The organism is Methylophilus sp. Leaf408 (assembly GCF_916856905.1).
Lineage (GTDB): Bacteria > Pseudomonadota > Gammaproteobacteria > Burkholderiales > Methylophilaceae > Methylophilus.
Genome location: NZ_CAKASK010000001.1, coordinates 19086 through 33820 on the forward strand (window position 1 = coordinate 19086; position 14735 = coordinate 33820).

Annotated in this window: 3 protein-coding genes; 2 read left to right on the plus strand and 1 reads right to left on the minus strand. The window is 53.6% G+C overall.

Annotated elements, in window-relative coordinates:
- Positions 1-10 precede the first annotated feature (10 nt).
- Positions 11-10060, plus strand: coding sequence for a filamentous haemagglutinin family protein (locus LPA26_RS00100; protein WP_229006853.1), 10050 nt, complete (start codon positions 11-13; stop codon positions 10058-10060).
- Between the two features lie 93 nt (positions 10061-10153).
- Here LPA26_RS00100 and LPA26_RS00105 read toward each other — a convergent pair whose 3' ends face one another.
- Positions 10154-11227 carry an alpha/beta hydrolase gene (locus LPA26_RS00105; RefSeq protein WP_229006854.1) on the minus strand — a complete coding sequence of 358 codons (1074 nt, stop codon included), beginning with the start codon at positions 11225-11227 and terminating at the stop codon, positions 10154-10156.
- A 367-nt stretch (positions 11228-11594) separates the two neighbouring features.
- Between LPA26_RS00105 and LPA26_RS00110 the strand changes: the two genes are divergently transcribed.
- Positions 11595-14636, plus strand: coding sequence for an ExeM/NucH family extracellular endonuclease (locus LPA26_RS00110; protein WP_229006855.1), 3042 nt, complete (start codon positions 11595-11597; stop codon positions 14634-14636).
- Positions 14637-14735: the final 99 nt, after the last annotated feature.

Below are 14735 nucleotides of genomic sequence, written 5' to 3' on the forward strand. Positions count from 1 at the left end.
GAGTGAAGAAATGAATCAGGGACTATATAAACTAGTATTCAGTAAGATCCACCGTGCGATGGTGGTGGTGTCCGAGATTGTTTCTTCACATAGCGGGGATGGGCGCAGCCGCACCCGCCATGCGCGGCGCACAGCTGGCATCTGCCTGGCACTCAGCATGCTGCCCGGGCCATGGATGGTCATGTCTGCCTGGGCTGACCTGCCTGGAGGCATCAGTATTCGTGACATAGTCACTCCGGCGGGAGCTATCAGGGATGCTGCGCAAGTTAACGTTGCAAATATAGTCAGTTCCAGCGCAAATCACCTCAACCTTCAGCAGTTGATTCCCAGGGCTATTATCAATTACAACAAGTTCGACCTGGCTAACGGACAATCCTTTTTCGTTGATATGCAGCCGGGCTGGTCACTGCTGAATCGTGTACATAGTGTAGATCCTAGTTACATCAATGGTAATGTGACTGGCGCTGGCAATATTTATTTCATTAATGCTAACGGTGTCATTATCGGCAAGGATGCGGTATTCAATGTCGGCTCACTCTACGCCGGCACATTAAACATCGCCGATGATTTATTTAAAGCGGGATTTATTAACGACACTGGTTATAACAGTGTTTTTGAACTTGTTGGTGCAATCGATCCTGTAGAAGCCAGCAGAATATATAACGCCGAAGTTCGAGTGGAGTCTGGGGCGCAGATCAATGCCAGTAAAGGCGGTAAGGTGATGTTGTTTGCACCTAACGTGACGGTTGAAAAAGATGCTGTGATCAGGACTCCGGATGGCCAGACCATACTGGCGGCAGGCAGGAAGATCTACCTCAAGTCCAGTAAGGATCCGGCAGGCATGCTGGTGGAGGTCGCCTCAGGCGGCACCGCGACCAACCTGGGCAAGATAGTCGCCGAACGCGGCAATATCACCATGATGGGGCTGGCGGTGAACCAGATGGGTACCTTGTCGGCCACAACCTCGGTGCGTGCGAATGGCAGCATCAAGCTGTTGGCGCAAGAAGATGTGAGTGTGACCGGTGGTCAGGAAACACTGAACCGTAACGGTATCGTCACCTTAGGCACTGGTAGTGTCACCGAAGTCAAACCCGATATGACAGATACAGAAGAGGTATTGGCTTCGCTGGCTTTCACGCCTTCGGATATCACGATACAAGGCAGCCTGATCAATATCGATGGCCTGGTCAGTGCCAAAGGCGGCAATGTCAACTTGAACAGCCAGTTTGAAGCCGCAGCCGTGCTCAACAGCCCGGTCACACGACGCATACACCTGGGCCAGAACGCCACCATAGATGTATCAGGTGTGGATGCCATTGCGCCTATGTCACGCAACCAGGTGACGGTGCAGCTGAACTCGGATGCCTTGAGAGACAATCCGATCTTGCGCGGCTCTAACCTGTTTGGCAAGACGGTTTATCTTGATGCGCGTAAAGGCACCAGCCTGTTCAACCTGCAGCCGTATATCAGCGCCACGCGTATGGCAACGGTGACAGAAAAAATGACCAATGCCGGTAAAGTGAACTTGTCAGCCAAAGAAGTCGTGGCTGAAAAAGGCTCGGTGATCAACGTTTCCGGTGGTTCCACCACTTACACCAGCGGTGCCCTGAAAGAATCGCAGGTGCTTTACAACGGCAGACTGGTGCCTATTTCACAGGCGCTGCCCGGCGTACAGTATAACGGCATCGGTGATACGTTGACTGTCACCGACAGGAAATGGGGCACGACAACCACGCTGACCCTGGGCAACCTGAGTTATAACGTAGCCGGCTTTATGGATGGTGCCAATGCTGGCACTATCTCTATCACTCCCAATGCCGGCTCAGACTTTGTACAGAAACTGGTGCTTGATGGCTCACTGTTAGGGAATACCAAAATTGGTGCGCAGCAGTTGCTGGATGGCAGGATTCCCCAGGGCGCTACCTTGCAGGCCAGTGCGCGCAACCTCGACCTGGTCGCTTCAGTACAAAACCTGGCACCTGACTTTGAGTTCGGTGATGTGTTGGCCGATGATGATAATTTTATCTCACGTATAGGCACAGGTTTTCTGCGCCAGGGTTTTAACCACATCAACTTCACAGATGTACTTGTGCTCAATGTCAATACTGCACTCAACCTGGACCCCAAAGGCGAGATCGCCATGGGTATCTTAGGCGGCACGGTCAATATCAATAAAGATATCATTGCGCGTGGTTCTAATGTGGCACTCAATGCCCAAGTGACCAATATTGCAGATAATGTCACCATTTCCACCGCAGGTAATTTCGTCAATAACCGCACCGGATTGCAAGGTGCAATGACCAAGCAGACCGTAGAAGATGCAGGGGATGTCAAGATCGGCCTCGCGGTGTTTGGCAAAGGGGTGAAGCTGGATGCTTCTGCCGGTGCGTATGTGGATAGCAAAGGCGCTTTGCATACTGGTCAGGCTGGAGATATCGGTTTTAGTACCGAAAGCCAGTTACCTGGCGACCTCAGCCTGAGTGCCTACGGTTTCGATAAAGGCGGCGAGCTTAATATTCAGTTTGCTCCGGGCAGACAGTACAACCTCCACATAGGCGCTCCCGGTGTCATCGCCGATGGTTCAAATTTCACGCTGGCAAACAGTTTTTTTAGTGAGGGCGGCTTTTCCAAATATCATTTGGGTAGCTTTAATATCCATGTGGGTGCAGACAATGCCGGCAGCAGCCTGGTGTACGGTGTAGCGCAAACCCTGCAGATGAGGTCTGGGTATGACATGCTCTCCAGCACAGATAATATATTTGGGCTGACCCGTCTGATCACGCAGCCGGATTATCTGCGGCAAGCAGTGTCATTCGATTTTGCCACTTTTGTTGCCAATAGCGCGCTTGGTGTGCTGACAGTACATGAAAACGCCCATATCAAGACCGATGCCGGCGGCAGCGTACAACTGGCTGCGGAAAAACAACTCAATGTGTTGGGCGATGTGACTGCCAAAGGCGGCGACATTACCCTGAAGATCAATGATGTGGATGCCACCCTGCCTGAAGACACTAGCCAAATGGTATTCATAGGGGATCAGGCCAGACTGGATGCCTCAGGTACCAGTTTTGCGCTGCCTGGTTCCCGCGCCGGCCTGCCGCTGAACAAGCTGGTCAATGCCGGCACCATCACTGTCAATAGTACAGAGAATGGTGCCAAAGGTGCGCTAGTGATCAAGCAGGGGGCAGTGTTGGATGTTTCTGCTACTCAAGTCACGACGACTAATCTGACCAACCGCAGCTATCTGACCGAAACCTTGTATGGCGATGCCGGCTTTATCAATCTGTATGGCTATGGCAGCCTGCTGGTAGATGGCACCTTGTCCGGGCACGCGAAGGGCACTGGCCGTGGCGGCAGCCTGTCCATGTTGTTTGAAGGCGTAGATTTTACTTCGGCTGATCCTTATCTCAATGAAAGTGGTCGCTTCCATGTGACCAATCAACTGCAACTGCTGGCTTCGGGTATCCAGGCCGGCACTGCGTTGAAAGATACCAGCGGCCCGATCACGCCTGCCAGTGGTCAGTTGCAACGCGCACAGATCTCTGCGCAACAGATAGAATCCGGCGGCTTTGACAATGTACGCCTGGGCAGCTTTATCAGGAATGCTGATAATAGCAACAGCCGCCTGTCGCTAGCCGCTGATCTTGACCTGGCCATCGCCGGCAATCTGCGTCTCGATAGCGCTGTGCTGCAAGTGCTTGGCAATGGGCATGCCCAGATTAATGCTGGCCATTTGCAACTGTATAGCCGCAAGCAAGCCGTGGATCCTTCAATACTCACCGGTAGTGGTGAACTAAGCCTCAACGCAAACCAGATCTATATTGATGGCCTGGTTGCCACCAGTGGTGTCAACCGTACCAACCTGAATGCCATGCGTGATATCCACGGCCAGGGCGCGACCTCCTTTGCCGAACTGGGCAAGACGGCGTCCGATTCAGGCTTGACTACCCAGGGCGAGCTTAATCTGGTGGCCAGGCAGGTGTACCCGGATACCGGCGCCAAGCTCACATTCAATGCTCAAGGTGCCAATAGCCGTATTAATGTCCGCTCCAGCGGCCTGGCACCCGTCAATGTATTATCCGGTGGCGGTATCCTCACCTTGCAGGCCGATCATATCCAGCAGGATGGTGTGTTAAAAGCGCCGTTCGGCCAGATAAACCTGATAGGCAACCAGAGTCTCACCTTGGGTGCAGGTAGTCTGACATCGGTTTCCGGCAACGGTATGATCATCCCGTTCGGGGTCACCAGATCTGCGGGTGAGGTATTCAACCCGGATGGCGGTGCGACCCGCAACCTGGTAGAAAAAGTAGTCTTGATGAAGGCACCAAACACCCAGACCAATGAGGGCGCCGTCATAGACGCCTCGGGTGGCGGTGACCTTTTTGCCTATGAGTGGATCGAAGGCGGCGTCGGTGGTACCAGAGATATACTGGCTGACCCGAATACCTATGCGCTGATACCCGGCATGGTTGGTGAATACGCGGGCATGGACCGTAACTTCACCAACGAATCCAAAGGGGTGGTAGAGTTCGGTCAGACCATCTATATCACTGGCGTCGCCGGTATCCCTAGCGGCAACTATACCCTGTTGCCTGCGCGTTATGCACTGGTCCCGGGCGCGTTTGTCGTCCAGCGCAGCGATGCCAGCCTGCTACGCGGGCAGACTACCGCCCTGCAGGACGGCAGCATGCTGACTACCGGTTACATGGCTGACCTGAATACCGGTGCCAAAGATGCCAACTGGTCCACTTTCCGCGTAATCAATGGCAATGTGTTCCGCCCGGCAGACGGCACGGTTTCTCAGGCGCCTTCGCAGTATATGCTCACCAATGCCAGCACCTTTTTCTCTGACCCCTTGAACACTAATGGGGTAAATGTGAAAACGACACAGGATGCAGGCACACTCAGCCTGGAGGCGCAACAGCTCACGCTCGCGGCAACCGTAGTGGCCAACAGGATCACCGGTGCTGACGGCCTGATGGTCGACATCAGTTCAGACAATATCCGTGTTGTCAGCGACGTGGACAGTGCCGACAACACCAGCCTGCAATTGAAGGCCAGCCAGCTGAATGCACTCAATGCCGAGAGTATCCTGCTTGGCGGCACGCGTAGCCAGGGTAGTAACGGCACCAACATCACTACCGTTGCCAGTAGCGTCAGCGTGGAGAATGATGCTGACCATGCCTTGAACGTAGTAGAGTTTCTGGCTAGCGCAACCGACAACATCAGCGTGGCTACCGGTGCAGTGATCAATACCGGTGCCGCTAATGCCAATGCCAAAACAGTGAATATCAACACCAGTGGCGATGGCGCTTTCCTCGGCCTTTCATCAGGTAGCACCTTGTCATATACCCGCAGAGATCCAACGCTTAACTCTGTGACCGGCACGCTGAATATCGCCGCCAATGCCCAGCTAGGCGCAGGCAATGCGCTGGTGATGGATGCCAGCCGCACCGTCAGTTTTGCTGGCGATATCACCCTGGCCAGTGGTGCGCACGTCACCCTGGGTTCCAATCGTATCCTGATCGGTAGTGCACCTTCTTCTGTATCCGGCCTGCATGTCGACGACCAGACCCTGGCGCAACTGGATAATGTGTCCAACCTGACCCTGAACAGCTACAGCACAGTGGATACCTATGGCAGTGTCGATTTCGGCAATGACAAGCTGAACCTGACCGTGAACGCTGCCGGTATTGCCGGTCACCTGGCTGATGGCGAAGTCAGTGCCCCGGCTAACCAGAGCGTCACTTTCAACACCAAGAGCTTTACCCTGAAAAATACAGTGGATGCCAGTTACATGGCGCCAGCCGACCCGTCAGGCCGTACCCTGCAGATCAATGCAGAAACGGTTTCCCTGCAGGGTGATCGTAGTGCGGTGTTGAATAACAACACCGTTGCCAGCGGTGACCGCAACACCCTAGGCGGTTATAACGCCGTGCGCATTGACGCCAAGACGCTGACTGTGGCCGAGCGTGGCGCGCTGGATCTGCAAGTCAACCAGACTACCCTCAATGTCGGCAGGATCAGCGCCGAAAGCAGTGCCAATTACAACGTGGGCAGCAGCGGTACGCTGACCACCAGCCAGGGCAACACCAGCGGTCTTGCCGCCAATAGCAATATCGGCGGTGCATTGACCCTGCAGGCGAATAACCTGCAGGTGAACAGCCGCATAGAGACACTGGGTGGCCAGGTTAACCTGCAAGGCACCAGCCAGCTGCACCTGGGTAGCCAGGCGGTTGTTTCCGCCGCTTCCGCCAGCAAGACCTTTGCTGATAAAACCCTTTATGTCGATGCCGGTAAAGTGCAGTTGAACAGCAGTGGCGGCAATATCAGCGTGGATAACGGGGCGGTGGTGGATGTTAGCGCCCGTGGTGATGCCGACGCCGGTAAGGTCAACGTGTCTGCTGCCAACGGCAACCTGCTGTTGCAAGGTCAGCTGGATGGCCGCGCCCATGGTAGCGGCCACGGCGGCGCATTAGCTGTTGATGTGCACAGCCTCCCTTCCATCGCTGCGGTTGACCAGCAGGCGCAGGGTTTCAGCCTAAGTCGCAGTTACCGTGCCCGCACAGGTGATATCGCTATCGATGGCACCGGCAGTCAGGCGCTGACCGCCCAGCAGGTCGCGGTGAGCGCAGACCAAGGCGCAATCACAGTATCCGGCACTATCAATGCCAACAGCAACAAGCAGGGCAGTATCAGCCTGTATGCACATGATGACCTTACCCTGCAAGGTAGCGCGCAACTTACGGCCAACTCCTCTAAGGCCGGCGCCGAAGGCGGCAAAGTACTGCTGGCGACCAGCAACGGCGCGCTTAACCTGGAACAGGGTTCCAGCATACAAGTGGCCGCTGGCAGCGGCGGTACCGGCGGCAGCGTACAGTTGCGCACACCGCGTACCGGTGCCGGGTCGGGTAACGGCGTCGCTGTCAACCAGCTGGCTACCAGTATCAATGGCGCACAATCGGTAGTGCTGGAAGCTTTCCGTGTCTACAATAATGTAGACACTATCAGCAGCAGTGGTGGCGCAGCCGGAAGCAATATTCTGGATCACGCCATGCTAGCCACAGATGTGACTGATTTCATGGCTAACCAGGCCAGTATCCTGGCAGCCCTCGGCAAGGGCGGCGATAGCACTTTCCACCTGCGTGTAGGCCAGGAAGTGCGTTCCAGCGGAGACCTCACTATGGATGCCGACTGGGATCTGTACACGACGTCGCGTGCTGGCAATGAGCCAGGCGTACTCACTCTACGCGCAGCCAATAACTTGTATATGAATGGTTCGCTCAGCGACGGTTTTGCAGGGAGCGACAGCAGCGCAACCATAGGTGAAGGTAATTCCTGGAGCTACCGTCTGGTAGCGGGTGCTGATCTGGCAGCGGCCAATATGATGAACACAGTGCCTTCAGCTGTCGACAGCACCGGTAACAGCGTGACCGGCAACCTGGTGCTGGCTGACGGCAAGCTGATCAGGACCGGTACCGGCGATATCGAGATTGCTACCGGTGGTGACCTTACCATGACCGGCGTCAGTTCCGTGATCTACACCGCTGGGGTACAGGCTGCCACACTGACGGGTTTTACCTTACCAGCTGTAACACAGAAGCCACTCTACCTTGATAACGGTGGCGATATCCGGCTGGATGTAGCAGGCAGTATCTGGGGTGCAGAAACCGATATCAGTGCCGACCGCCAGGTGATCAACCAGTGGCTGTTCCGCCAGGGCTTCAATGGTACGACCGTCGCTTCAATCCGGGATACTTCGTGGTGGGTCAGGCCTGACCTGTTCCAGCAAAGCCTGGCGGCGCTGGGCGGTGGTAATGTCACTATTAACGCCGGTAACAATATTGCCAATTTCTCGGCCTCGGTACCTACTACCGCCCGCTATGACAACTTCGGTGCTGGTGCTACCGCTAACAACATAGTCAACGGCGGCGGAGACCTGGCGATCACTGCTGGCGGCAATCTGATGGGCGGCACCTATTTCATAGGCAAAGGCGCAGGTAGCATTAAAGTCGATGGCAGTATAGATCTGCAGGCAGATAAACAATATGGCACCATACTGGCGATGATGGAAGGTCGCTGGGATGTCAGCGCAGCCAAGGATGTCCGTATCGAAGCCACTATTAATCCTACTCTGCTGCCACAGTCGAGCACTAATTCAAATACCAGCAATTCCAGCTATTTCAACAGTTACGCTCAATCTGCTGCTGTGCATGTCGAGTCTGTGACTGGTAATGTGCGCTATGCCTACGACACAGACCAGCTGTATAAAGACTCAGGCTTGCATTCGGCAATCGGTGGCCAAAACGTAAACCCGGGTACTCTGGACCTCACTTCAGTGAATGAGGGCATCAGCCTGGGCACAGCTTACCTGGTACCGTATAGCCAGGGTAATGTCTCATTGCTGGCAGAAAAAGATGTGAAAATTGGCGTACTGATGATGTCTGATGCCAACTGGAGCGATATCCCCAGCATTCATAACCCGGTGCGCGCCAGTTTCTTTAACGACGCACAGAGCAATTTGACTAGTCGGGAGTATCAATATTTTAACAACCATGCCACCAGCCTGGTGCATGCCAATGATACGCAGTCATCCTATATTGTTTCCCGCAGTGGCAACATCGAAGGTAATCTCAGTCCAACCGAGCAGACTATAGTGCCCGGATTGATCTATATCCCTGAGAAGAGCCGGATCGTTGCCGGGCAGGATGTGACCCAGGTGAATATCGCCCTGCAGAATAGCCGTAGCAGCGATATCAGCGTGGTGGCTGCCGGTCGGGATGTAAATACTAAGAACATCGTGATTGCCGGTCCCGGTGAGTTGCTGGTTCAGGCCGGCAGGAATATAGACCTGGTTTACAATGATATTACCAATATCCAGGCCACCGGCAACACCGGTACCAGCAATGCGGTTTTCGAATATACGCCGGCCTTACGGGCCAATACCTCGTTGCCTGAGGGCGGGGCCTCCATCAGCCTGCTGGCCGGGGTAGGGCCAGGGGGTAATGTGCAGGATTATATAGATTTGTATATCTCACCCACAGGCGCTGGTCCGGCTTTGTTGGCGGGCAATGGCAGTGGCTTGAGCAGCTACAGGCAGGCTACCGCCGCCTACCTGCTGGCATTCATGCAAAAACTGACGGGTAATGTGAACCTGACAGCCGCCGGTGCTTACACGCAATTCCTTGCGCAGCCGGATGCTATTAAAACCGTGTTCGTCAACCGTCACCTCACCAGTGAGTTGGTGAATTCCGCTGAAGGCTTTGCCAAGGCGGGTAATCACCAACGTGCCTATGATGCGCTGGATACCTTGTACCCTACCAAATATGCTGGCGATATCCTGATGTTTAACTCCAAGATATCCACCAACAGCGGCGGTAGCATAGACCTGATTACCCCAAGCGGCCTGATCAACGTCGGTGTGCCTGGGAAAGGTGGAGACATAGGCGTGATTACCGAAAAAGGCGGTGAGATCCGCGCCATCGCAGATGGCGATTTCTCGGTCAACCAGTCCAAGGTCATTACCCAGTTTGGCAGTGATATCACTATCTGGTCCACTAACGGCACTATTGATGCCGGGCGTGGTTCCAAGGCGGCTACCTCGATACCGGAGCGCATCGTGCAAACCGATGTCTACGGCAATACGCGGGTAGAAGTGCGCGGCGTGGCTTCCGGTAGCGGTATTCGCGCCCAGAACTATGACCCGGATGGGCCGAGTGGCAGGGATACTGGTCCTAATGATGGGAAGGCAGGTAACGTCATCCTGATTGCTCCGGTAGTGGATGCGGGTGAGGCAGGTATTGAAGCAGGTGACTTGTTTATTGTCGCCCCCGTCGTGTTGAACACCGCTAACATTCAGGTGCAAGGTACTTCTTCTGGTGTGCCGGTTGCCGCTGCTAACAGCCTAGCCGGGGTAAGCACCGGATTATCACCCGATTCAGTCAATGCTGCCGCACAAGCGGTCGCTCAGAACGTAGCTAATTCGGCCGCCACCAGCACTTTGTCCAAGCCGGTATTGCCATCTATTATTTCTGTGGACGTTATCGGGATCGGGCGCTAAGTCATTTAGTACTTCAGTCCATAACAAAAACGCCCTCAGTTTAAGTGAGGGCGTTTTTGTTTACTTTAGTGAACCTAAGTAGATAGTGGGTATTTATAAAGTAGCAAATGCCTTGCGCAGTTCACCTATCGCAAACACTTGCGCTTCTCTGGCTTTGGCAACCACATCTGCCATACCAAAAAACTCATGGGTAACCCCGGTATAATGACGGTAAGCAACTGGGATACCATCACTTTCCAGGCGTTCGGCAAACTCTTTACCTTCTTCATACAGCGGATCAATTTCTGCTGTAATCACTGTCGCTGGCGGCAGGTCTTTCAGTGAACTTGCTTTGTCCGGCAATGCATAGGAACTGTAAGCATCAATGGGTTCACTGTAATATTTGAAGAACCAGTTCATCATTGCCGCGTTCAGCGGTTTGGCGTTGGCGTTGTCAATGTATGAAGAGTTAAACACATTGTTATTCACCACCGGGTAGATCAGTAACTGGTGCAACGGCTGTGTCACATCCTTATCACGTGCCATCAATGATACGACTGCGGCCAGGTTGCCACCTGCACTCTCACCGGCAACGGCGATACGCTTGCGGTCACCATTGATTTCTTCCGCATGTGCCAACAGCCACTGGTAAGCGGCAAACGCTTCGTTCGGCTGAGTTGGGAATTGATGCTCAGGTGCCTGGTGGTAATCCAGTGACACCACTACTGCCTGCACGCCCTGGGCAAGCGCAATGATAGATGCTTCATAGGTTTTGGTATCAGCAATTACAAAACCACCACCATGGAAGTACAGAATTACCGGGAACGGACCTTCACCATGCGGGGTATACACCTGTGCAGGCACACTACCCAGCGGACCGCCTGGAATACTGATTGTAGATTTAGTATATAACTGGGTTGGTGGCTGGTGACCACTTTCTGCCAGCAGTTTTTTCACCGCATCGGTGGGTGTAGGTTGCTGGCGTGCTTCCTGGGGCGATAAAGTCTCAATCGGCTTACCGCCAAGTGTAGCGAGTGCGTCCAGCACTTTTTGCATGTCAGGATCAGCAGCAGGAGGCTCACCGCCCAAGGCTTTTTTGATTGCTTCAACCGGGCCTGATCCCTCAATCGCAGGGAGGATACCCGCTACTTTATTCAATAAAGTGTCATTGTTGGATGTTGTCGCCATAACTTTTCCTTTCGTTGGCTGAGAGTAAATATGCTGAAAACATACCTTAGCCAGTTAGTCACGATGTTCCTATCAGGTATAGCGCCAAATTCATGTAGGAAAAGCTCTACAAGTTAATTTCATCCAGCTCTAGTGACGAAATGCAGGGAGACAAGATTAACGGCTGCTAATAAAAACTGCAGGTGCCAGATAACTAGTCTGCAATTCTGGTCACTGACCTAAAACTGTATTAATCCTATTGCCTTTCAGGCCTGTTCCATAGTCCGACCTACCTAGTTTTCTGGGAGCAAACTTAATAATTTCCCCTCGCTAAATTGCTAAATTAATCAGGCTTTTATTCAAGTCGAAAACTTGCGGAGTCTGAGAAATGAAATTAAAAAAATTACAGTGGTTGCTGGCCTTATCCGGGCTGGTTCAAATGAGCCTGACAGCCCAGGCCGGCGTTGTCATTAGCCAGATTTATGGTGGTCAGGGCAATGTCTTTAATCAGGATTATGTGGAGTTGTTCAACAACGGCAACACTGCGGTTGATATCAGCGGCTGGTCTGTGCAATACAGCAGCGCCACCGGTACCGGTAACTTTTCTGCCAACGGCGTGACAACGCTGTCTGGTTTGTTGCAGCCTGGCCAATATTACCTGGCGGGTTTAAGAAGTGCTGCCAATGGCTCAGCACTGCCAACGCCTGATACCAGTAATAACGCGACTGATATGAGCGGCACCAATGGCAAGGTCGTGCTGGTAAACAGCAGCAGCGGTTTAGCCTGCAATGGCGGTTCAACCGCTTGTAGCCCGGCGCAACTGGCCCAGATCGTTGACCTGGTTGGTTACGGTTCAGCTAATTTCTTTGAAGGCTCAGCCGCTCCTGCGATTAGCAGCAGTACCGCATTGTTGAGAAAAAACAATGGCTGCGTGGATACCAATCAAAACGGTAGCGATTTCTCTACCGGTACACCTGCACCGCGTAACAGCAGCAGTGCGGTGAATGTCTGCGGTGGCGGTACCGGTGGTAACCAGCCTATCGTGACTTCCTGCCCGGCAGTGTCACTGCAAGTGGGCGAAGCGGGTTCAGTGTTACTGCAAGCTTCTGATGCAGATAGCATCGTCAACGCAGCTACGCTTTCAGCTTCTGCACCAGCCGGTGTGGTACTGAACAACTTTGTTGCAGCCGGTAGTGATGGCCAGTCAGCCAGTGCCAGCCTGCAACTGGATGGCAGCCTGCCAGCAGGTAATTATGCAGTTGAAGTGAAGTTTGCCAATAACGAAGCGCAAACCGCGACCTGTAACGTGAATGTGACTGTGCAAAGCAGCAGCATCACCCGTATCTTCCAGATCCAGGGTAGCGGATTGGGCGTGACTTCAGTCAGCCCGCTCAATGGTCAAACAGTCACTACCGAAGGTGTAGTGACTGCCGTGTTCCCGGGCTTGAATGGCTTCTATCTCCAGGACGAAGCAGGTGACGGTAACCCGCTGACTTCTGACGGTATTTTTGTTTACCTGGGTTCCGGTGTGACACCGACTGTCAGCAAAGGCCAGAAAGTGCGCCTGAATGCCAGTGTGACCGAGTTTAATACCATTACCGAGCTGATCAATGTCAGTGGTTTGCAGGTACTGAGCAGCAATAATGTCATTCTGCCAACTGACATTATCTTACCGGAAGTGACTGAAGGTGACCTGGAAGCCTATGAAGGCATGCTGGTACGCATTACCACCCCATTGACCGCTTCCCAGAACTACTTCCAGGGTCGTTATGGTCAGGTGACTCTGTCTGCTGAAGGCCGCATGATCAAGCCGACCAATGTTCACCCGGCCAACTCAACGGCTGCGGCACAACTGGCTGATGACAATGCACGTCGTCGTCTGGTGCTGGATGACGGCAGCAGCGTGCAAAACCCTAACCCGATTCCATTTATCGGTGAAGACAATACCCTGCGCGCTGGCGACATTGTGGAAAACCTGGTTGGCGTGATTGATCATGGTTTGATCACGGCTTCCAACCCGGGTCCACGTGACTACAAGCTGCATCCAACCGAGCCAGTGCAGTTCAGCCGTGAAAATGTGCGTACTGCGGCACCTGCCAGCGTAGGTGGTAATGTCAAAGTTGCCAGCTTTAACGTGCTGAACTACTTCACAACGTTCACTAACGGCGCAACAGCCAGCGGCCAAAGCGGCCAGGGTTGCCGCCTGGGTAGCAGTGTGTCTGCCTCTAACTGCCGCGGTGCCAATAACCTGGTGGAATTCAACCGTCAGCGCAACAAGATCGTACGTGCACTGACAGCGATCAATGCTGACGTGGTTGGCCTGATGGAAATCCAGAACAACGGATCTACGGCTGCGCAAGATCTGGTCAATGGCCTGAATGCAGTGTTGGGAGCCAATACCTACGCCGTGATTGCTGATCCCGCCAACGGCACCGGTACTGATGCGATCAAGGTGGCCATGATTTACAAACCCGCTCGTCTGACACCTACGGCAGCAGCTTTATCTGATAACAACAGCATCAATAACCGTCCAACCCTGGCACAAACGTTCCAGGCTGCCAACGGTGAAAAGTTCTCTGTGCTGGTGAATCACCTGAAATCCAAAAGCTGCTCCGATGCAGGGGGTGCAGACGCAGATCAAGGTGATGGTCAAGGTTGCTACAACTCACAACGTCTGGCACAAGCTAACCAGTTAGTGCAATTCATCCAGACCGTGAAAAACCAGGCTAACAATCCAAACGTGATGGTGATTGGTGACTTGAACGCTTACGGCAAGGAAGACCCTGTGCTGGTGCTTGAAAATGCCGGTTTGCAGGATCAGATTGCACGCTTCAATGACCAGGCCGGTTACTCCTATGTGTTTGATGGTGAATCCGGTTACCTCGACCACGCACTGGCAAATGCTGATCTGGCCGCGAAAGTCACGGGCACTGTGCACTGGCATATCAACGCCGATGAACCCTTCGTGATTGATTACAACACCGAGTTCAAACCACAAGACTTGTACACAGACTCACCATACCGGTCATCTGACCATGATCCGGTAATCGTTGGTTTGCAACTGGTGAAATCGGTACAAGGCTCTGCTCAGCGCGACACATTGATAGGTACTGCGGGTGATGACGTACTGACCGGCGGTATCGGTGCTGACACCATCACCGGCGGAGCTGGCCGCGACCTGTTCGTGTACCAGAGCATGCGTGATGCGACTGACACCATCACTGACTTTACGCCAAACGAAGATCAGCTGGATATCCGTGAACTGCTGCAAAGCATCGGCTACCAGGGTGCACAGCCGTTCGATGAGGGTGTTGCCCGCTGGGTCAGCGTTGCCGGTGGTACACAGCTGCAGATTTCAGCCAAGCCACTGGTCACCTTGAGAGGGGTGACACCGGCCAGCCTGAATGCGCAGCGCGACGTACGTTGGTAAGTAAGTTTGCGTTCATAAGTCGGCGTGACCCAAGTATCACGCCGACAAACAACAAACCATGAAATAAGCGGTTATTAAAATTTACATTGAGAGAGGATT

Coding starts and splice junctions, on each gene's coding strand:
- LPA26_RS00100 (WP_229006853.1), top strand. CDS start 11: ATGAATCAGGGACTATATAAACTAGTATTCAGTAAGATCCACCGTGCG.
- LPA26_RS00105 (WP_229006854.1), bottom strand. CDS start 11,227: ATGGCGACAACATCCAACAATGACACTTTATTGAATAAAGTAGCGGGT.
- LPA26_RS00110 (WP_229006855.1), top strand. CDS start 11,595: ATGAAATTAAAAAAATTACAGTGGTTGCTGGCCTTATCCGGGCTGGTT.